The following is a 20154-nucleotide window of genomic DNA, read 5'->3' on the forward strand; positions in this document are numbered from 1 at the left end:
CCTGGTTCATGCGACTCACACCTGCGGAACAAGACCGGCTCACCGTCTTCACGGTGGCGGAGCTGGCGCGGCGCCGGCGCGCCCGTGGCACCTTGCTCTCCGCGCCCGAGGTCACCGCGCTGGTGACGGACGCGGTGCTCGAGGCCGCGTGGGACGGCGCGAGCATGGCGGAGGTGATCGCGGCCGGGAGGTCCGCCGTACGGCCGGACGAGGTGCTGCCAGGCGTGACCGCGTTGGTGCGGTACGTCGAGGTCGACGCGCTCTTCCCCGCCGGCACGGCGCTCGTCGCGATCGACGACCCGCTCGGCACCGAGAGGGGTGACGACGATCCCGGTGCCGTGTTGGTGGCGGACGCCGAGCGGGAGCCGTACGCCGGGCGCGAGCGGGTCGACGTCGAGGTGACCAACACGGCGGACGTCGACGTGCACGTGTCGTCGCATTACCCGTTCTGGCAAGCGAATGCGGCACTGTCGTTCGACCGCGGCCGTGCCCGCGGGTACCACCTGGACATCCCTGCCGGCAGCAACCTCTGCTTCCCGGCGGGCGCGACGGTGGTGGCGCGGCTGGTGGCGTCGGCCGGCACCGGGCAGGTGCCCGAGCTCGGTCTCGAGCGGGAAGGAGGCGCGTGATGACGTTCGACCGCAGGACCTACGCCTCGGTGTACGGCCCGACCGTCGGCGACCAGGTGCGGCTGGCCGACACCGGCCTGGTGGTGGAGGTGACGGCCGACGACACCGAAACCGGCGACGAGGCGCTCGGCGGTTGCGGCAAGACGCTGCGGGAGGGCCTGCTCTCGACGAGCGGTGGCCGGTCGTCGGAGCTCGACCTGATCGTCACCAACGCCTTGCTGCTCGATCCGCTGCTCGGTGTGCGCAAGACGAACATCGGTGTGAAGGACGGCCGGATCGTGGGTATCGGCCGTGCCGGCTCACCGGACGTGCTCGACGGCGTCGACCTCGCCGTAGGCCCGCACACGGCCATCGTGCCGGCGGAAGGGCTGATCGCGACGCCGGGCGTGATCGACTCGCACGTGCACCTGTCCAGCCCGGCCATCCTCGACGTCGCGCTGTCTTCCGGTGTGACGACCGTCGTCGGGATGGGCCTCGGTGGCGTCTGGGACGTGGGCGTCAACCCGAAGCGCAACCTGGACCTGATGATCGAGGCCTGGCGGCAGGTGCCGGTGAACGTAGCGTTCCTCGCGCGCGGCTCGTCGGTGCGCAGGGCGCCGCTCGAGGCGGCAGTGCTCGGTGGCGCCGGCGGGTTCAAGGTGCACGAGGACTTCGGTGCGCAGCCGGCGGTCGTGGACACGTGCCTCGCCGTCGCCGACGCGGGCGACCTGCCGGTCGCGTTGCACACCGACTCGCTGAACGAGTCCGGGCTGCTGCGCGACACCCTCGACGCCACCCGCGGCCGCACCGTGCACGCGTACCACGTGGAAGGCGGCGGCGGGCATCCCGACCTGCTCGAGATCCTCGCGCAACCGCACGTGTTGGCGTCGTCGACGACGCCGACACTGCCATACACCGTGAACACGGTCGACGAGCTGTTCCCCATGACGATGACCGTGCACCGGCAGAACGCGCTGCTGCCCGGCGATATCGACGTCACCCGCAGCCGGATCAGAGCGCACGCGATCGCCGCGGAGAACGCGCTGCACGATCTCGGTGCGGTGAGCATCGTGAACTCCGACTCGATGGGCATGGGCAGGATCGGCGAGACCATGCGCCGCACCTGGCAGCTTGCCGGGCACGCGAAGGCCAGCGATGCCGACCACCCCGGTGGGCACGACAACGAGCGGGTATTGCGCTACCTCGCGAAGGTCACCATCAACCCGGCGATCGCCCACGGCATGGCGGCGCAGATCGGCAGCATCGAAGTTGGCAAGCTCGCCGACCTCGTGCTCTGGCACCCGGGGTGGTTCGGCGCGAAACCCGAGCTGGTGGTGAAGTCGGGCTTCGTGGCGTGGGGCCTCAGCGGTTCAGGCGCGGCCTCGACCAGGCTCGGCCAACCGCGCCGTTACCGCGCCTTCTTCGGCGGGATGGGCGGCGCGCCCGCACGGCTGGCGCACGTGTTCGTCGCGGCCGCTGCGCTCGACGACAGCCGGGCGCGCGGCCAGCTACCGGCCGGCGTGCAGTACCTACCGGTCACCGCGGCCAGACAGCTCACCAGGAGCGCCATGCGGCACAACACCTACGTGCCACGCGTCGAGGTGCCGAGGGACGGCAGCGCGGTACTCGTCGACGGCGTACCGACCGGCCTGCCGGCCGCGGAGTCGCTGCCGCTGACCCGCCTACACCACTTCGCCTGACGCGCGGCGTAGCTGTTCGCGTGCGTCGGCGACCCGCTGTTTGGCATCCGGCAAGGTGTCGTGCGCGTAGGTGCGGACGAGCTGCTCGAACCTGGCACGCGCCTCGTCGGTGTCACCGGTTTGGGACAATGTGAGTCCTCTGTCGTACAGCGCGGTCGCCACGTACCCACGCATCTTCGGTGTCGGGTCGTCACCGTAGGTGGAGATCACCCGGTCGAAGGTGGCCAGCGCCTCCGGCCAGTTCCCGCATCGAAGCTCGCGATGCCTTCGTGTACGTCGGCCAACGCAGCCGCCAGCCGGCTGCGTTCGCGGCGCTGCTGGCGGCGCATGGTGGCATAGGTGACGCCAGTCCACCGTGCGTTCCCACCGGTGCTCCTCGAGCGTGTGGTGGCGCCAACGCGCGGGCATGGCGCTGACGCGCTCGCGCTGGGGAACCATGACCTGACCGTGGCCGAGCAGCAGCACCAGCCATAGGGCGACGGATGTCACAAGCCACTGCCAGTGCCCGGTCGCCACCCACAGCCCGACGCCGACGCCGGCTGCGGCGATGCCGGCGAGCCGCAGCAAGGTCGCTGTCCGGCGTACGTCCACGGGGCGATCCCTCTTTCGGCTCGGGCAGTGGCTCGGCGTGAGGTTATCGTGCTGCCCGGGAGGTATCCAGTGCTATCGCGCCGGTCGCTTCCGCCGCGGCAGCGCGTACATCCGTGCCCACAGTGCTTCGAGCGGGCCCTTGTCGAAGAACCGTAGCCACAGGTGGGCAGCGGCGCCGACCACCGCACAGAGCACGGCGAAGAGTGCGAGCGTGCCCCACGGCCGCACCGGCCACAGCGTGCTCGCCAGGCCCAGGCCCCAGCCGTAGCACAGCGCCGAGGCGACGACGTTCTGCAGCACGTAGCACGACAGCGCCATCCGCCCGATCTCCGTCAGCCGGCGCTGGGTGAACCCCGGCTGCCGCCGCCGCTCGACGAGCATGGCGACCGCGCCGAGCAGGCCGAGTGCGACCAACGGAGCTGTGCCGTAACGCGTCAGCAGGAACGTCGCCGTCGTGCCGACGGTGGAGGCGGCCAGGTCGAAGGCTAGCGCGACGGCGCCGACGACCAGCAGGGTGCGCCTGATCCGCGTCCCGTGTGGTTCGAACAGACCGGCGCGGAAGAGCTTCGCGCCGAGCAGGAACAGCACGATCGACAGCGGCAGGATGAGTAGTGGTTCCGCGCGCAGCAGGCCGGGGTTCTCCAGCCGGAACAGCACCTGCTGCCACCAGCTGCCATCGGTGTAGAGGGTCACAGAACCGACGTCGCGAGCGGTGGACTCCCCGGAGACGGCGACGCCGGCGACGAGCGCGGCGAGCAGCACGACGTGCACCACACCCTGGGACCACAGCCAGATCCGTTGCGCACGCGGTGCTCTGGCCAGGATGACGGCCACGATCATGCCGGTGACCGCGTAGCCCATGAGCACGTCGAACTCGACCACGAGTACGTAGTGCAGCACGCCGTCGAGCAGCAGCAGGGTCGCGCGCCACGGGTAGCGACCCGGCCAGCTCCCGCCGCGGCGCGGGGTCGACCGATGCGGATGGCCAGGCCGATGCCGAACATCAGCGTGAGCATGCCGAGGAACTTGCCGTTCGCCAGCTCGCGGAAGAGCCACTCTGCGACTGCTCCGGTGTCTGCGGCGAGCGCCGGCGGCTGTCTGAGGAGCATGCCGACCATGCCGGCCGGGTCGGCGAAGATCCAGATGTTCGTGGCGAGCGTGCCGAGGATGGCGACGCCGCGCGCCACGTCGAGCACGGCGATCCGGGTGGTGCCCAGGGATGCGGGTGTGGCTGCCTGGTCGGCTGCCGCGGGCGCCGGTGACATGCTCGGCACGGTACCATACGGACGTAATGTTTGGTCGACCCGAGGGATCGCTCGGTGGTCGAGGTACGAGGATGGGGCGATGACCGCACACGACCCGCAGCGCCGCGCCGCGCTGGTGCGTGCGCTCGTCGAGATCGTGGCCGAGCGCGGCCTGGACGCGGTGAGCGTACGCGAGGTCGCGGCGCACGCCGACGTGTCGATCGGTGCCGTGCAGCACCATTTCCGCACGAAGTCGGCGATGTTGCAGGCGGCGATGGAGGACGTCGTCACGCGCTGGGCCGCCGAGCTCGACCGCGAAATCTCCGACGACCCGCCCAAGGCGTTGCGGCTGATCGCGCACCGGCTCGTCCCCGACCGGTCGGACGACGCGGACTCCCGGGTCTGGTTGGCGTTCGTCGCACGTGCCGCGGTCGAGGAGGAGCTCGCCGCGGTGCACGCCGACAGCATGCGCAAGCTGGAGGACTCGCTGGTGGCCGGCGCCATGACCGGACGGAGTGCGCCCGCGCGCCAGCGCCGGACGATCGCGGACGAGATGGCCGCGCTGATGGCGCTGGTGGACGGCCTCACCGTCGCCGTCCTGGTCGAACCGGATCGGATGTCACCGCGCCGCGCCCGGACGATCCTCGACCGGCACCTCGACCACATGCTTGCCGGCGGTTGAGCCGGTTGTTGGCTGCTGAGGCCTGTGGCAGACGCAACGCCGTGCGGCGGGTCGGAGGCAGATCAGCGGCCCCGGCCGGTCAGGTCTCCGGGGTGCCGTAGCCGCCGCCGCCCGGGGTTTCGATCACCAGGATGTCGCCGGCGCGGAGGTCGGTGGTGTCGGCGCCGGACATCTCCGTGACGGTGCCGTCGGTGCGTTCCACCCGGTTGCGGCCGAGCGCGCCGGGTGAGCCGCCGGCCATGCCGTACGGGGGCACCCGCCGGTGGCCCGACAAGGTGCTTGCGGTCATCGGCTCGGTGAACCGCAGCCGCCGCACTGCGCCGTCGCCGCCGTGCCACTTGCCGGCACCACCGCTGCCGCGCCTGATGGCGTAGCTCTCCAGCACGATGGGGAACCGCCACTCCAGCACCTCGGGGTCGGTCAGGCGGGAGTTCGTCATGTGTGTCTGCACCACCGAGGTGCCGTGGAACCCTTCGCCTGCACCGGATCCGCCGGACAGCGTCTCGTAGTACTGGTAGCGCTCGTTGCCGAACGTCACGTTGTTCATGGTGCCGATGCCCTCGGCCTGAACGCGCAGCGCGGCGTACAGTGCGCCGGTGATCGCCTGGGACGTCTCGACGTTGCCCGCGACGACCGCCGCCGGGTACTCAGGCGCAAGCATCGAGCCTTCGGGCACGACGATCTGCAGCGGCCGCAGGCAGCCGTCGTTCAGCGGGATGTCGTCGCCGACCAGGGTGCGGAAGACGTACAGCACCGCGGCGGTGGCCACCGAGCTCGGCGCGTTGAAGTTCGTGGCGAGCTGTGCCGACGTGCCGGTGAAGTCGATCGTCGCGCCCCTGCTGGCCCGGTCGACGGTCACCCGCACATGGATCTGCGCGCCGGAGTCCATCTCGTAGACGTGCTCGCCGTCGTCGAGCGAGTCGATCACCCGGCGGACGGCTTCCTCCGCGTTGTCCTGCACGTGCTTCATGTAGGCCTGCACGACGTCGAGACCGAAGTGCTCGATCATCGCGTCGACCTCTTCGATGCCCTTCTCGCTGGCGGAGACCTGCGCGCGCAGGTCGGCGAGGTTGGTCTGCGGGTCGCGCGACGGGTAGGTCGCGCCGGCGAGCAGCTCCACCGTCTCCTCCTCGCGGAACCTGCCGGCGGAGACGAGCAGCCAGTTGTCGAACAGCACGCCCTCCTCGTCCAGCGAGCTGCTGAACGCCGGCATCGAGCCCGGGGTCAGCCCGCCGACCTCGGCGTGGTGCCCGCGCGAGGCCACGTAGAACAGCACCTGGGTGCGCGTGCTGTCGTAGACCGGCGTCACGATGGTGATGTCCGGCAGGTGCGTGCCGCCGTGGTACGGGTCGTTGATGGCGTAGACGTCGCCCGGCTGCATGGTGTCGGCGTTGCGGTCGATCACCTCACGGACGGTCGAGCCCATCGAGCCGAGGTGTACGGGCATGTGTGGTGCGTTCGCGATCAGGTTGCCGTCCGGGTCGAAGATCGCGCAGGAGAAGTCCAGCCGCTCCTTGATGTTCACCGACTGGGCGGTGGCCTCCAGCCGCACGCCCATCTGCTCCGCGATGGACATGAACAGGTTGTTGAAGACCTCCAGCATCACGGGGTCGACCTCGGTGCTGACCGCGGACGTCTCGCCCGCCGCGCGCACCCGTTGTACGAGCAGGTGTCCCTGTGCGGTGGCGGCGGCCGCCCAGCCGTCGTCGACGACCGTGGTGGCGTTGTCCTCCGTGATGATCGCGGGACCTGTGACCGTGTCGCCGGGGCGCAGCGCTGTGCGGCGGTGCAGCGGCACGTCGCGCCAGCCGCCGCTGGCGTGCATGCGCACCGTGTGTGCGCTCGCCGCCGCCTCGCCGGCGGGGTCACCGAGCCGGCTCAGGTCGGGTTGCTCGGTGACGCCGATCGCCTCCACGAACACCGCCTCGGCGATCAGCGGCCGGTCCATGAGGAACGAGAACAGCCGGCGGTACGTGGCCTCGAACCCCGCAGTCATCGACGCCGGGTCGGCAAGATCGACGGGCACAGCGGTGTCGGTGCCGTCGTAACGTACGTGCACCCGCCGGACGACCCTGAGGCGTTCCTCAGGCACGTCCTCGTCGAGCAGCTCGCGGCGGGCGTCCTGTTCGAGCGCGTCGGCCACCTCGGTCAGCCGCTGCATGGCGGACGCGTCGAGCTGGGTCTCCACCGACTGCTCGCGGGTGGTCGTGGTGTCGGCGAGCCCGATGCCGAGCGCGGACAGCACGCCGGCCATCGGCGGCACGAGGACGGTGGTGATGCCGAGCGCGTCGGCGACGGCGCACGCGTGCTGGCCGCCCGCGCCGCCGAACGTGGTCAGCGCGTAGCGGGTGACGTCGTGGCCCTTCTGTACGGAGATCTTCCGCACGGCCTCCGCCATGTTCGTGACGGCTATGTGCAGGTAGCCCTCGGCGACCTGTTCCGGGGTGCGGTCGTCGCCCGTGCTCTCGGTGATCTCGGCGGCGAGCTGGCCGAACTTCTGGCTCACCAGGTCGGCGTCGAGCGGCTGGTCGCCCGACGGCCCGAAGACGTAAGGGAAGTGCGACGGCTGGATCCGGCCGAGCATTACGTTCGCGTCGGTGACGGTCAGCGGCCCGCTGCCCCGGTAGCAGGCGGGGCCGGGGATGGCGCCCGCGCTGTCCGGTCCGACGCGGTACCTGCTGCCGTCGAAGTGCAGGATCGACCCGCCGCCGGCGGCCACCGTGTGGATGTCGAGCATCGGCGCGCGCAGCCGCACACCGGCCACCGTGGTGTGGAAGACGCGCTCGTACTCGCCGGCGTAGTGCGACACGTCGGTCGACGTACCGCCCATGTCGAAGCCGATCACCTTGTCGTACCCGGCGAGCGTGGAGAGCTGGGTCATGCCGACGATGCCGCCCGCGGGTCCGGAGAGGATGGCGTCCTTGCCGCGGAAGTGCCCGGCCTCGGCCAGGCCGCCGCCGGACTGCATGAACATCAGCCGTACGCCGGCGAGCTCGCTGGCGACCTGGTCGACGTACCGGCGCAGCACGGGGGAGAGGTACGCGTCGACGACCGTGGTGTCGCCGCGCGGCACGATCTTCGTGAGCGGACTCGTCGCGCTGGACAGCGACACCTGGGTGAAGCCGAGCTCGCGGACCACCTCGCCGATCTGCTGCTCGTGTGCGGGGTACAAATGGCCGTGCATGCAGACCACGGCGACGGCACGGATGCCGTCCGCGTACACCGGCTTGAGGTCGGCGGCGAGCTGCTCCAGGTCCGGCTGGCGGAGCACGGTGCCGTCCGCAAGCACCCGCTCGTCGACCTCGACCACCCGTTCGTAGAGCAGCTCGGGCAGCACGATCTGGCGGTCGAAGATACGCGGGCGCTCCTGGTAGCCGATCCGCAGCGCGTCGCGGAAGCCGCGGGTGATCACAAGCGCGGTGCGCTCGCCGCGACGTTCGAGCAGCGCGTTGGTGGCCACCGTGGTGCCCATCCGGATGCTCTCGATGCGGTCCGCGGGCACCGGTTCTTCCGGTGCGAGGTCGAGCAACGTACGGACGGCGGCGACGGCCGCGTCGCGGTACCTGGCGGGGTCGTCCGACAGCAACTTGCGGGCGACCAGCCCGCCGTCGGGACGGCGGGCGACGACGTCGGTGAACGTGCCGCCGCGGTCGATCCAGAACTGCCAGCGGCGGGCGGTGGGGCTGCTGCTACTCACCCCGGCAAGGTAACACAGGCCCACCTGGATTGTTCAACAATCGATTCAGGCGGTGAGTGCGGCTGCCAGGGTGTCCCGCTGTCCGGTCAGCTCGGCCAGGCTCACCGGGTTCATGTAGTCGCGGTAGTGCGTGATCTTGCCGTCGCGCACCCGGATGATCCCGAGCGCGGTGACCCGGTACGGCCCGTCCATCACGTGCGACGTGCCGTGGTGCTCGATCTCGACGATCACGACCATCCGGGTCGGTGGTCTCGTACACGGCCATCTCGACGCCGGCGATCTCGAACGTCTCGCGCACCTTCGCCACCTGCGAGTGGTACGCCCTGATCTCGTCCTGCCCGGTCAGCCGGTCGGGCAGGCCCGCGACGGCGAACGGGTACTCGAGCACGCCGTCGGCGGCGAACAGGTCGGCGAAGTCGATGCCGTGCGTGCCCTCGACCATCTTGCGTACCAGCTCCACGACCTCCCGCGGGGTCTTCGTGGTGGACATGGTTGCCTCCCTGGCTAGCATCGGAACGATGGACCCGCTTAAAACATACGGAACGCACGCCCCGGTTGTCGACGGGGCACAGTCCACGGGTGGCGCCATGACGGAGAAGCAGCTGCGCGCCGACGCCAGGCGCAACCGGCTCAAGGTGCTCGAGGCCGCACAGCAGGCGTTCGCGGACGCGGGCGTCGGGGTGCCGCTCGACGACATCGCCCGCCGCGCCGGCGTCGGCGCCGGCACCGTCTACCGGCACTTCCCCACCAAGGAGGCGCTGTTCGAGGCCGTCGTGCAACACCGCGTCGAGCAGCTGATCGAGGACGCCAAGCAGCGGGCGCGCGGCGACGACCCCGGGGAGGCGTTCTTCGGCTTCCTCGGTCGGCTGGCCGACACCGCGGCGGCGAAGAAGGACCTCACCGACGCGCTCGCCGGCGCCGGGGTCGCCACCGACTCCAACATAGCGGCCGCGACCCAGGAGATGCAGGGCGCGCTAGGCGTCCTGCTGGATCGGGCTCAGCGGGCCGGTGCCGTACGGAAGGACGTGACGGGCGAGCACCTGGTCGCGCTGTTGAAGGGCGCCCTCGTCGCCGTGCAGCACGGCGACGATCCCGACCTGGGGGCGCGCGTCTTCGCCGTCCTCACCGACGGGCTGCGCGCGTAACGCGTCACGCGGTCTTGGTCACCGGCTCGGTGCGTACCGGGAAGTTCACCGAGTTCGCGATGAAGCAGAGCTCGTGCGCCTTCGGGTGCTGTGCTTCCGCACGTTCGACCATCGCCGGGTCGCTGACCGTCACCTGCGGGCGGAGCACGACGTCGGTGAAGTGGCCGCCGCCTTCGGGCGTCTGGGCCATGGTGCCGAGCGGCTCGTCGACGTAGCCGGTGACGACGACACCGGCCACTGCGCACAGGTGCAGGTACCAGAGCATGTGGCACTGCGACAGCGACGCGACGAGCAGCTGCTCAGGGTTCCACCGGTCCTTGTCGCCGCGGAACGCCGGGTCGGCCGTACCGGCCAGCGGGGGCGGCCCTTCGGCCGTGACCTCGTGCTCGCGGCCGTAGTCGCGGTAGCCGCTGGTGCCGGTGCCGCGGTTGCCGGCCCAGGTGACGGTCAGTTCGTACGAGTGCGTCTTCGCCACCGTGCCTCCCGCGCGGTCAGAAGCCCATGCTGCCGCGCGCCGCCTCCGCGGCCGCGGCCATCTGCGCCGCACGCACGGTGGCGCGCAGCAGCCAGACGTCGGTGATCGGCCCGACGCCGCCTGGCACCGGTGTGACGGCTTCCGCGTGTTCGGACACCGAGGCGAAGTCGATGTCGCCGACCAACCTGGTGCGGCCGGTCTCCGGATCCTTGACCGGGTTGATCCCGACGTCGATCGCCAGCGCACCCTCCTTGACGTGCTCGCCGGTGATCAGACCCGGCACGCCGGCCGCGGACACCAGGATGTCCGCTTGCCGGGTGAGGTCGTACAGCTTGCCCGCCCGGTGCGTGTGCACGTCGCAGGACACGACGGTGGCATTGTTCGCCAGCGCCATGAAGACCATCGGCTTGCCGACGTTGTCGGAACGGCCGACGAAGACCATCAGGCTGTTCGCCAGCACCTCTTTCGGGTCCCTGCCGCTGTCGCGGTAGAACCGGTCGACGATGTGGAACACCGACGCCGGCGTCGAGGGCACGAAGCGTGGCCGGCCGAGCGCGAGCAGCCCGGTGTTGACCGGGTGCACCGACTCGATGTCCTTCGTCGGGTCGAGCGCGCGGTAGACGGCCACCTCGGACACCTGCTGCGGCAGCGGCCGCAGCACGAGGATCCCGGAGACCCGCGGGTCGGCGTCGAGCTTGCCGACCGTGGCGATCGCGTCGGCTTCGAGGACGTCGGCGGGCAGCGCCTCGCACGTGTAGTGGCACCCAACCTTGAGCGCCAGCTGCTCGAGCCGGCGCTGGTAGGTGTGTGACGGGTAGTCGTCGCCGGCGATCACCGTCGCGAGGCCGGGTCTGATGCCCTTCTCCGCCAGCGCAGCGACGTCGGCCGCGACCTCCTTCTCCAGGTCGTCGGCGTACGCGTTACCGTCGATGCTGACGGCCGTCATTACTGGTCACCCGTTTCTGCGTCGAGGTCGGGGAACAGGTCGTCGAGCTCGTCGAGGGCATCTTCGACGGCGGCGAGGTTCGCGTCGGCGGTCTCGCTGAACTTCTCGTCCAGGTCACCGGCCTCGACGTTCAGGTCGACCAGCTGACCGGCCGACGCCGCCGTGAGGTAACATATGGTGGCCGCGATGGCCAGGTCGCCCTGGAGGTTCGTGTTGCTCTGGTGCAGGGCGGCCGCGATCTGCGCCAGCCGGGCCGCGATGTCGGTCATCCGCAGCGGCACCTCGGCGGCGCCCTCGGCGGCCATCCGCACCCGTTCCTCGTATCCCGGTGACTTGTCACGGAACGCCGTGAGCAGCGCCTCGTACGCGGTGGCGTCCGCGTCCACCAGCGGCAGTGCCTCTGCACGCAACGCGTCCGCCGCCTCGGCCAGCTGTTCCGCGTTGGGCAGCTGCTTGGTGGAGTAGCGCGCGACCATCGCCACCAGCGCGGCGGCCATCCCGATGCTCACCGCGCACGCGCCACCGCCACCGGGTGCCGGGGTGCGGGCGGCGATGCGGTCGAGAAACGAGCTCACGGTCTCCGTGTCGACCAGTGAACGACTGACCGCCCCTGCGCGCTCGTCGTTATCCCTCATGAGTGGAGTCTCTCAGAACCGGCGACGTCCTTGTAGAGGCGACCGGTTTCCCTATGGTGACTTCCGTTTACTCAGGAGAGACCGAGGATCTCGTCGTTCTCGTCCAGATCGATGTGAGCGGCTGCGGGTGACTTGCTCAGCCCAGGCATGGTGCGCATCTCGCCGCAGAGCGGGTAGACGAAGCCTGCGCCGACCGAGGCGCGCACCTCGCGTACCGGCAGCCGCCACCCGGTCGGTGCGCCGGTGAGCGCAGGGTCCGACGAGATGGACAGGTGGGTCTTCGCGATGCACACCGGCAGCTTGCCGAAGCCGGCCCGCTCGTAGGTGTCGAGCTGCCGCTCGGCCGCGGGGGAGTAGTCCACGCCGTCGGCGCCGTAGACCTTGCCCGCGACGGTCTCGATCTTCTCCCGCAGGCTCGCCGAGTCCGGGTAGAGCAGCTGGAACTCGTTCGGCTCGTTGGCCGCCTCCGCGACTGCCTCGGCCAGCTCAGCTGCGCCGCGTCCGCCGTCCGCGAAGTGGGTGCACACCGCCGACCTGGCGCCCATCTCGGCGGCGATCTGCCGGATCGCCTCGTGCTCGCTGGGGTGGTCGGTGGGGAACGCGTTGATGGCGACGACCGCGGGCACGCCGTGCTGCCTGATGTTCTCGATCTGCTTGCGCAGGTTCGCCGCACCGATCGCCACGTCGTCCGGGTTCTCCTCGAGCAGCGCGGGTGGCAGCTCCTTGCCGGCGACGATCTTGTACTTTCCGGAGTGCGCCTTGAGCGCACGCACGGTGGCCACGACGACGGCCGCGTCCGGCTGCTCGCCGGAGACCCGGCACTTGATGTTGAAGAACCGCTCCGCGCCCATGTCCGCGCCGAAGCCCGCTTCCGTGATGTGGAAGTCGCTGCAGCGCAGGCCGATCAGGTCGGCGACGACGGACGAGTTGCCGGTGGCGATGTTGCCGAACGGGCCGGCATGTACGAGCACCGGCGTGTTCTCCAGCGTCTGCAGCAGGTTCGGCTTGATCGCCTCGCGCATGATGACGGCCATCGAGCCGGCGGCGTGCAGCTGCTCCGCGGTGACCGGCTCGCCCGCCCTGGTGTAGCCGATCACGATGTTGCCCAGCCGCTGCCGCAGGTCGGTGAGCGAGCTGGTGAGGCCGAGCACGGCCATCACCTCGGACGCCGCGGTGATGTCGAACCCGGTCTGCCGCGGCACGCCGTCCATCCGCGAGCCGAGGCCGACGATGATGTTGCGCAGCGCCCGGTCGTTCACGTCTAGCACGCGGCGCCAGGTGATCTGGTTCAGGTCCAGGTCGAGCTCGTTGCCCTGGAACAGATGGTTGTCGATCATCGCCGACAGCAGGTTGTGCGCCGCGGTCACCGCGTGCGAGTCGCCGGTGAGGTGCAGGTTCAGCAGCTCCATCGGCACGACCTGGCTGTAGCCGCCGCCGGCCGCGCCGCCCTTGATGCCGAAGGTCGGCCCCATCGACGGCTGCCTGATGGCGATGGACGCCTTCTTGCCGATGTGCTTGAACGCCTGGCCGAGACCGACCGTCGTGGTGGTCTTGCCCTCGCCCAGCGGCGTCGGCGTGATCGCGCTTACCACGACGTACTTGCCGCGCTCGCGGGTCTTCAGGTGCTCGATCGCGTCGAGCTTCACCTTCAGGACGTCGTCCCCGTACGGCTGCAGCAGATGACTAGCGAGACCCATCTCGTTCGCGATGTCCTCGATGGGTTTCATCGACGCGGACCGAGCGATTTCGAGGTCGCTTGGGAACGCCATGTTGCGGCTCCTTAGGAGGGAAACAGCCGGCGGCGACGCACCGGATCAGATGTCTGCCGGGCACGAATGGTGCCCCTACTGGAAGTTGAGCAAAAGCTAGCCGGCTCGTCCATCATCTGGGCCAGAGTTCCATCATGTGGGGGCGGCGGTGGTGGTCAGGCCGTACTCGAGGCCGGCGTCGGCGACCGCCTCCCAGAGGTACTGCCCGGACGACCGCTCGCAGTGCAACAGGTACGACGGGCGGTCACCGGTGGAGGCACCGCCGGCGTCGTCGCGTACGACGTCGGTCACGAGCTTCGTCACCGAGCTCCGGAAGGCGCCACCGTCGGGTACGAAGGTGTCGCTGAGGTCGACGGCGCACAGCTTGGCGAGGACGTCCGCGGCCGCGTGGCCGGTCAGCCGCATCATCGCCCTGCCGTGCGTGGCGTCGACGATCGAGACCAGGTCGGGGTCGGCCTCGGCCTGCTGCTCCAGCCACTCGGTGAGCTTCGGCAGCTCCGCGACGTCCGCGAGCAGCAGCCACTCGCCCGGCCCGGAGCCGACGACGAGCGCCTCGTCGCCCGCGTCCCTGCTGGTGCGGCCGAACCTGGTGCCGAGCGCCGTGGCCATCGGCCCGGTGGCGGCCGCGCGTACCAGCAGCTTGCCGTACGACGACTCGTCGGTCAGGGTGAGCGCGCCGTCGCCCCGGCCGGCGGCCACGGTGGTGATCGGGCTGCGGGCGACCGGCGGCGGGCCGGTGTAGTTGCCAGTCGTGTCAGGCACGCTGCCTCTCCCCCTCAGGATCGACGTGGGCGTGGTGCGTGTGGACGCGCGCCGGTATCCGGTTGCCGTCGGGGAGCAGCACGGTGAGCCGGGTGCCGGGTTCGGCCAGCCGCGACTCGACCTGCGCCAGGCACACCGACCGGTTCAGTGTCGGCGACATCCGGCTGGACGTGATCCTGCCGACGATGCGGTTGCCGTCCACCAGCTGGCTGGCCTCGGTCGGCACGACCGACGGCTCCTCGGTCTGCACCGCGACCAGCATCGGGTACTCGCCGGCCGCCGCCTGCCAACGCAGCTCGGGCAGCCCGGCGAAGTCGGGCTTGTCCAGCTTGATCGCCCAATCGATGCCGGCGGTGAACGCCTTGGTGAGGCCGTCGGTGTCCTGGCCCACGATGAAGTGGCCCTTCTCCAGCCGCAGGACCCGTTGCGCCTCCATGCCGAACGGCCGGATGCCGAGGTCCTTGCCGTGGGCGAACAGCTGCTCCCACACGTGCAGGCCGTAACCCGCAGGCACGTGCAGCTCGTAGCTCAGCTCACCGGTGAAGCCGATCCGCCACAGCACGCAGTCCGGCACGCCCGCGACGGTGCCCGTACGGACGTGCATGTAGGGGAATGCGTCGGTGGACAGGTCGACGCCGTCGACCAGCCGCTCCAACAGCTGCCGGCTCTTCGGGCCGGCGACGTTCATGCTCGCGTACGTCGTGGTGACCGGCGTGACGTGCACCCGCCACTCGGGGTGCTCGGTCTGCAGCCAGTTCTCCACCCACTCCCAGACGCCGCCGGCGCCGGACGAGGTGGTGCTCATCAGGTAGTGGTCCTCGGCCAGCCGGCCGGTCACGCCGTCGTCGAGCACGACCCCGTCGTCGGCACACATGACGCCGTACCTGACCCGGCCGACGTCGAGCCGCTGCCACTTGTTGACGTACAGCTGCTCGAGCAGCTTCGGGACATCCGGGCCGCGTAGGTCCAGCTTGCCGATGGGGGTGACGTCGATGACGCCGACGTTCTCCCTGACGTTGCGGGCCTCGGCCTGTGCGTCGCCGTAGTGGTCCGGCCTGATCCAGGCGCCGGCGACCATCGGCTGGCCGTTGTGCCGGTCGTGCCACTCCTGCATCGGCGAGTGCCGCACCGGCTCGAAGATGCGTCCGGCGAGTGCGCCGAGGCTGACCGGCGCGTACGGCGGGCGCCACGTGGTGGTGCCGGTGTCCGCGATGGACTTGCCGGTCGCGCGGGCGTGCGCGGCGATGGTGTTCATCAGCTCCAGCTTGCCCTGCACGGTGCCCATGGTGGCGGTGGTGTAGCGCTTGGCCAGCTCGACGCTGTCGTAGCCCTCGGCGACGGCCTGCTTGATGTCCTTGGTGGTGACGTCCTCGGAGAAGTCGACGAAGCCGTGCGTCTGCGAGACGAACATCTCCCGGTGCCGGGCGGGCTCGAGCGCAGGGACGTCGACCGGGTCGCCCGGCTGCGGCAGGGTGCGCGCGTCGTCCGGGCGCGTGGGCACGTCGGCGAACGCCAGCGTGAAGGCCCGCGCCTCGCGCGCCGCGGCGCGCCCGGTGGCGCTGCCGTGCTCGACCAGCTGCTCGGCGGTGCCGTCGCCGCAGAGGCCACCGGTGGCGAAGACACCGTCGGACAGCGCGTTCACGTTCGGTACGAACCTGGCCGCCGTCGGGTCGTAGGTGGGCTGGTCGCCGGCCATGTTGAGCAGCGACGTGGGCGCCGTCCACCCGGTGGCCGTGACGAACAGGTCGCACTGCACGGTCTTGCCGTTCGCCAGGTCGACCTGGCGAACCTGGCCGCGGCCGGACGCGCGGAGCACGTCGCCGCCGCGGCGGGCGTCCTCGACGTGCACGACGTCCACGCCGGCCCGGCGCAGGTCGCCGACCACGGCGTCCCCTTCGGCGTTCGCCGTGAGCACCACCGCGCGGGTGCCCGGCCGTACCGCGTAGAGGTTGACCAGCCGCCGGACGGCGGTGGACAGCATCACGCCGGGCAGGTCGCTGCCCTGGAAGACGTACGGCCGCTCGATCAGGCCGGCCGCCACCACGAGCGCCTTGGCGCGCGCCTTCACCAGGCGCTCCTTCGGGCCGAGCCCGTTGCCTGGCACCGAGCGCTGCACTACGGAGATCCAGTTGTCGTCGTAGCGGCCGAGCACGGTGGCGTCGGTCATGACCTCGATGGTGTCGAGCTGCGCCACCCGGTCGCGGAGCTCGGCGAGCAGGTCGAGGTCGTCCTGGCTGCCCCAGCGCAGGTGGCCGCCGAGCTGGTGCTCCTCCTCGACGAGCAGCACCTGCGCGCCGTCCTCCGCCGCGGCGATCGCGGCCGCGAGGCCGGCCGGGCCACCGCCGGCCACCAGGACGTCCGGGTGGGCGTACCGCTTGTCGTAGCCCTCGGCCGACGTGCCAGGGCTGATCTCACCGGCATTGACGAACCGCTGCAGTACCCGCTCGTACGCCGGCCACAGCCGCTGCGGCTTGATGAAGGTCTTGTAGTAGAAGCCGGCGGAGAGGAACCTGCCGGCGAGCTGGTTGATGGCCTTCAGGTCGTACTTGAGCGACGGCCAGGTGTTCTGCGAGCTCACCTGGATGCCGCCCGTGACCAGCCGGTGCCCGGCGCGCACGTTCGGCTCGTCGTCGACCTGCAGCACGCAGCCGGGGTCGAGGAAGCTCGCGGTGAGGATGCCGCGGGGCCGGTGGTACTTGAAGCTACGCGACATCACCCGCACACCGGCGGCGGCCAGTGCGGAGGCGATGGTGTCGCCGGCGTACGCCGTGCAGGGCTTGCCGTTCCAGCTGAAGGACAGTGGCTGGCTGCGGTCGATGACCTCGCCGGACTGGCGGGCAAGGCGGCTCATGAGTTCTCCTGGACGGGACGCGTCCGGTTCGACAAGGTGTGCCTCTCGACGCTGAAGTGCTGCCGGCACCCGGTGGAGTGGTACCAGGTCTCCACGGTCCAGCCGAAGACGTTCGCCCTCGTGTAGAGGTAGGTGCGCCACTGCGTCGGGGTGGTCGTCGCGGGATCCGGTCGGGAGGTCTTCTCGCCGACATACCTGAACTCGGTCACGTTACGCGGCCCGCACCAGGGGCACCGTAGAAGCATCATCAGTGACCCACCGCCGCAGCGCCCTTCTCGCCTACCAGGGTTCCGTTCGCGAAGCGTTCCAACCCGAAGGCCTCGATGATCTTCGGAGTGCGCTGCGTCGCGATGCACTCCGCCATGGCCTCGCCGCTGACCGGGCCGGCCTTGAAGCCGTACGTGCCCCAGCCGACGTCGACGAGGAAGCCGTCTACGCCGGTGAAGCCCATGATCGGGCTGAAGTCTGGCGTCATGTCGCAGAGACCGGCCCACTGCCGCAGCAGCCGCATCTTCGCCAGCGCGGGCATCAGCTCGAGCACGTGCCCGGCCAGGCCCTCGATGAACTCCAGCGAGCCGCGGGTGGAGTACGACGCGAACGGGTCGACGCTCGCCCCGAACACCAGCTCGCCCCTGTCCGTCTGGCTGACGTACACGTGCAGCGAGCCGGAGACGATCACCGTCTCGAGGAACGGCCGTACCGGCTCGGTGACGGCCGCCTGCAGCGGGAAGGTCTGGATCGGCAGCGGCACCCCGGCCATGTCCGCGATGGTGCTCGCCCAGCCGGCCGTGGCGTTGACCACGGTGCCGGCGGCGATGGTGCCGCGGTTGGTGCGTACGCCCGTGACCTTGCCGCCGGACACCTCGATGCCGGTGACCTCGGTGTTCTGGTGGATGTGCACGCCGGCGGCGTCCGCGCCGCGGGCGTACCCCCAGACGACGGCGTCGTGCCTGATGATGCCGCCAGGCGGGTGGTAGAGCGCGCCCTGGATCGGGTACCTGGCGCCGGCGGAGACGTCCAGGTGAGGCACTCGCCGCTTGATCTCGTCCGGGTAGATCACCCGGGAGTCGACACCCTGCAGCTTGTTGACCTCTGCGCGCCAGTGCATGGTGCGGAGCGAGGAGTCGTTGTGCGCCAACGTCATGTGCCCGCGCTGCGAGAACATCACGTTGAAGTTCAGCGTCGCCGACAGCTCCTCGTAGAGGTGGAGCGAGCGGTCGTAGAAGGCCACTCCCTCCGGCGTCAGGTAGTTGGACCTCACGATGGCCGTGTTGCGACCAGAGCCACCACTGCCGATGTAGCTCTTGTCGACGACGGCCACGTTGCGGATGCCGTGGTTGGTTGCCAGGTAGTACGCCGTGGCGAGCCCGTGCACCCCGCCGCCGATCACGACGACGTCGTAGCTGGGGCGGAGGTCGTGCGGTCGCCAAGCGGCCGGCCACTCGCGGTGCGTGAGGCCGTTGCGGAAGAGGCGCCAGGCCGAGTATCGAGTCATGCTCCGAGCAGAGTATGCGTGAGAGGAAACGTTGTCTACTGGTGGTGAACGAGTTGCAACGCTTTTTACTGAACGCGCTTCACCCGTTGGTCGGCAGCGCCTTTATGCTGAGGAACTTGACCGGGAGTTCGTGCAGCTCGACCGGGCCGTGGGGGACATCCCCGGCGAACTGGAGGGAATCGCCCGGCTCCAGGGTGTAGGAGTTGTCCCCGACCGCGTAGCCGAGCCGGCCCGCCTGGACGTGGATCAGCTCGGTGCCGCTGTGCTGGAACAGCGGGAACACCTTCGTGCGCCTGGTGATCGTCACCACCACGGGTTCGAGCATGTCGTACGGGTACCGCATCCGGCCGAGTGACTGGTAACGCGAGCCGTGCCGGGAGCCGCGGTGCTCGATGTCCAGGCCGCGCCCGGACTTGATGTGGATGACGTCGTGCTCCTCGTCGAGCCCACGGAAGAACGCCGTGACGGGGACGTTGAGTGCGCTGCTGAGCCTGGCCAGGGTGCTGAGGCTGGCGGAGGCTTTCGCGTTCTCGATCTTGGACAGCATGCTCTTGGAGAGCCCACTGCGGTCGGCGAGGTGGGCGACGCTCCAGCCCATGGCCGACCGGAACTCCCGAACCCGCTGCGCGATCACCTTCTCCAGCGCGTCTTCCAGCGGTGTCGCTGCCACATCCCCTCCTCATCGGTGATCGTCCGAAGAGCCTACGGCACGCCGACGGCTTAGAGTGTCCGTCCAGGCCGTGTTGGCAGGAGGGCTTCGTGGAACGGCAGCTGACGTCGATGAAGCTGACCGAGGGTGTCGCCGAGCACATCCGCGGCATGATCCACCGTGGTGAGCTCGGGCCGGGCGACCGGCTGCCGCCGGAGCGCGAGCTGGCCGAGGAGCTCGGCGTGGCGCGGGCGAGCCTGCGGGCGGCGATCAAGTCGCTGGAGGACCGCGGGTACGTCATGGTGCGCCGCGGGTCGCGCGGCGGCACGTTCGTCACCGAGCTGACCAGGCCGTTCAGCGAGTGGCGCGAGCACGTACGGCAGCAGCGCGGCGAGATCGACGAGATCATCGACTTCCGGATCGCCCTGGAACAGCGCGCCGCCGAGCTGGCTGCCACCAGACGCGACGTCAACGACCTGAGCCAGCTGCGTAGCGCCATCAAGGCGATGGAGAACTCGGAGAGCCGCGCGGCGTTCCGGCTCTCCGACTCGCAGTTCCACTCCGGGGTGGCGAGCGCGGCGCGCAACACCAGGCTGCGCGCCGGCATCGACCAGACCCGCGGCGAGCTGTTCAGCCCGCACGACCTGCTGGAGTACGTCGAGCCGAAGGACGAGTCGATCGAGGATCACCGGGCGATCTACGACGCGATCAGGCGGAAGAGCGCAGAGCAGGCGGGCCGTCTGATGGCCGCGCACGTGGAACGTACCCGGGAGCAGCTGCGGGTGATCGTCCTGCAGGACTCCAAGCGCAAAGGCGGCCGGCGTACCAAGTCGTCGCCCTGACGGCGGCGGTGACTCGGTGTCTGAGGGTTGACGCAGAGCGGTTCTTGGGTGTTGCATTCCCAA

At 70.2% G+C, this 20154-nt stretch carries 16 protein-coding genes and 2 pseudogenes; 5 read left to right on the forward strand and 13 right to left on the reverse strand.

Annotation, left to right across the window (positions count from 1 at the left end):
* The first annotated feature begins 8 nt into the window (after positions 1-8).
* Positions 9-629: an urease subunit gamma gene (gene ureA, locus GEV07_10900; GenBank protein MQA03200.1), complete on the forward strand. Its 621-nt coding sequence runs from the start codon at positions 9-11 to the stop codon at positions 627-629.
* Positions 629-2308 carry an urease subunit alpha gene (locus GEV07_10905; protein MQA03201.1) on the forward strand — a complete coding sequence of 560 codons (1680 nt, stop codon included), beginning with the start codon at positions 629-631 and terminating at the stop codon, positions 2306-2308. The genes ureA and GEV07_10905 overlap by 1 nt, the downstream gene beginning before the upstream one ends.
* Here GEV07_10905 and GEV07_10910 read toward each other — a convergent pair.
* Together GEV07_10910 and GEV07_10915 are read right to left on the reverse strand one after the other, a co-directional pair.
* Positions 2291-2773, reverse strand: coding sequence for a tetratricopeptide repeat protein (locus tag GEV07_10910; protein MQA03202.1), 483 nt, complete (start codon positions 2771-2773; stop codon positions 2291-2293). The two genes, GEV07_10905 and GEV07_10910, sit on opposite strands and share 18 nt — an antisense overlap.
* Positions 2774-2971: 198 nt before the next feature.
* A pseudogene (locus GEV07_10915) lies at positions 2972-4164 on the reverse strand (DUF418 domain-containing protein).
* Here GEV07_10915 and GEV07_10920 point away from each other — a divergent pair.
* Positions 4067-4825, forward strand: coding sequence for a TetR family transcriptional regulator (locus tag GEV07_10920; protein ID MQA03203.1), 759 nt, complete (start codon positions 4067-4069; stop codon positions 4823-4825). The pseudogene GEV07_10915 and the gene GEV07_10920 sit on opposite strands and share 98 nt — an antisense overlap.
* Before the next feature lie 79 nt (positions 4826-4904).
* Here GEV07_10920 and GEV07_10925 read toward each other — a convergent pair whose 3' ends face one another.
* Together GEV07_10925 and GEV07_10930 are read right to left on the reverse strand one after the other, a co-directional pair.
* Positions 4905-8480: a 5-oxoprolinase gene (locus GEV07_10925; GenBank protein MQA03204.1), complete on the reverse strand. Its 3576-nt coding sequence runs from the start codon at positions 8478-8480 to the stop codon at positions 4905-4907.
* A gap of 87 nt (positions 8481-8567) precedes the next feature.
* Positions 8568-9012: pseudogene (locus tag GEV07_10930) on the reverse strand (nuclear transport factor 2 family protein).
* Between the two features lie 97 nt (positions 9013-9109).
* Here GEV07_10930 and GEV07_10935 point away from each other — a divergent pair.
* The gene (locus GEV07_10935; protein ID MQA03205.1) at positions 9110-9667 is read left to right on the forward strand and encodes a TetR family transcriptional regulator; all 558 of its coding nucleotides are present in this window, start codon (positions 9110-9112) and stop codon (positions 9665-9667) included.
* Between the two features lie 4 nt (positions 9668-9671).
* On the opposite strand, the gene GEV07_10940 is transcribed toward GEV07_10935, so the two are convergent.
* The 9 genes from GEV07_10940 to GEV07_10980 form a co-directional block, all read right to left on the reverse strand.
* Positions 9672-10142: an OsmC family peroxiredoxin gene (locus tag GEV07_10940; GenBank protein MQA03206.1), complete on the reverse strand. Its 471-nt coding sequence runs from the start codon at positions 10140-10142 to the stop codon at positions 9672-9674.
* Between the two features lie 16 nt (positions 10143-10158).
* Positions 10159-11088: a bifunctional 5,10-methylene-tetrahydrofolate dehydrogenase/5,10-methylene-tetrahydrofolate cyclohydrolase gene (locus GEV07_10945; protein MQA03207.1), complete on the reverse strand. Its 930-nt coding sequence runs from the start codon at positions 11086-11088 to the stop codon at positions 10159-10161.
* A complete protein-coding gene (locus GEV07_10950; GenBank protein MQA03208.1) occupies positions 11088-11723 on the reverse strand; it encodes a hypothetical protein in 636 nt (211 codons plus the stop codon). Before GEV07_10950 ends, GEV07_10945 begins: the two co-directional genes overlap by 1 nt.
* A 71-nt stretch (positions 11724-11794) precedes the next feature.
* Positions 11795-13492, reverse strand: coding sequence for a formate--tetrahydrofolate ligase (locus tag GEV07_10955; GenBank protein MQA03209.1), 1698 nt, complete (start codon positions 13490-13492; stop codon positions 11795-11797).
* Positions 13493-13624: 132 nt separating this feature from the next.
* The gene (locus GEV07_10960; GenBank protein MQA03210.1) at positions 13625-14254 is read right to left on the reverse strand and encodes a hypothetical protein; all 630 of its coding nucleotides are present in this window, start codon (positions 14252-14254) and stop codon (positions 13625-13627) included.
* Positions 14247-17105, reverse strand: a complete 2859-nt coding sequence (locus GEV07_10965) for an FAD-dependent oxidoreductase (protein ID MQA03211.1) — start codon at positions 17103-17105, stop codon at positions 14247-14249. Before GEV07_10965 ends, GEV07_10960 begins: the two co-directional genes overlap by 8 nt.
* Positions 17102-17353, reverse strand: coding sequence for a sarcosine oxidase subunit delta (locus GEV07_10970; protein MQA03212.1), 252 nt, complete (start codon positions 17351-17353; stop codon positions 17102-17104). The genes GEV07_10965 and GEV07_10970 overlap by 4 nt, the downstream gene beginning before the upstream one ends.
* Positions 17353-18600, reverse strand: coding sequence for an FAD-dependent oxidoreductase (locus tag GEV07_10975; protein MQA03213.1), 1248 nt, complete (start codon positions 18598-18600; stop codon positions 17353-17355). Before GEV07_10975 ends, GEV07_10970 begins: the two co-directional genes overlap by 1 nt.
* Before the next feature lie 79 nt (positions 18601-18679).
* Positions 18680-19270: a helix-turn-helix domain-containing protein gene (locus tag GEV07_10980; protein MQA03214.1), complete on the reverse strand. Its 591-nt coding sequence runs from the start codon at positions 19268-19270 to the stop codon at positions 18680-18682.
* Positions 19271-19359: 89 nt separating this feature from the next.
* On the opposite strand from GEV07_10980, the gene GEV07_10985 reads away from it, so the two are divergent.
* Positions 19360-20091, forward strand: a complete 732-nt coding sequence (locus GEV07_10985; GenBank protein ID MQA03215.1) for an FCD domain-containing protein — start codon at positions 19360-19362, stop codon at positions 20089-20091.
* Positions 20092-20154 lie beyond the last annotated feature (63 nt).

The organism is Streptosporangiales bacterium, from assembly GCA_009379825.1.
Taxonomy (GTDB): domain Bacteria; phylum Actinomycetota; class Actinomycetes; order Streptosporangiales; family WHST01; genus WHST01.

What these genes read in the sequence shown, in the direction of transcription:
- GEV07_10935 (MQA03205.1), top strand. Translation starts at nt 9,110, where the DNA reads ATGACGGAGAAGCAGCTGCGCGCCGACGCCAGGCGCAACCGGCTCAAG.
- GEV07_10965 (MQA03211.1), bottom strand. Translation starts at nt 17,105, where the DNA reads ATGAGCCGCCTTGCCCGCCAGTCCGGCGAGGTCATCGACCGCAGCCAG.
- GEV07_10970 (MQA03212.1), bottom strand. Translation starts at nt 17,353, where the DNA reads ATGATGCTTCTACGGTGCCCCTGGTGCGGGCCGCGTAACGTGACCGAG.
- GEV07_10975 (MQA03213.1), bottom strand. Translation starts at nt 18,600, where the DNA reads ATGACTCGATACTCGGCCTGGCGCCTCTTCCGCAACGGCCTCACGCAC.
- GEV07_10950 (MQA03208.1), bottom strand. Translation starts at nt 11,723, where the DNA reads ATGAGGGATAACGACGAGCGCGCAGGGGCGGTCAGTCGTTCACTGGTC.
- GEV07_10945 (MQA03207.1), bottom strand. Translation starts at nt 11,088, where the DNA reads ATGACGGCCGTCAGCATCGACGGTAACGCGTACGCCGACGACCTGGAG.
- GEV07_10955 (MQA03209.1), bottom strand. Translation starts at nt 13,492, where the DNA reads ATGGCGTTCCCAAGCGACCTCGAAATCGCTCGGTCCGCGTCGATGAAA.
- ureA (MQA03200.1), top strand. Translation starts at nt 9, where the DNA reads ATGCGACTCACACCTGCGGAACAAGACCGGCTCACCGTCTTCACGGTG.
- GEV07_10905 (MQA03201.1), top strand. Translation starts at nt 629, where the DNA reads ATGACGTTCGACCGCAGGACCTACGCCTCGGTGTACGGCCCGACCGTC.
- GEV07_10920 (MQA03203.1), top strand. Translation starts at nt 4,067, where the DNA reads ATGGCGACGCCGCGCGCCACGTCGAGCACGGCGATCCGGGTGGTGCCC.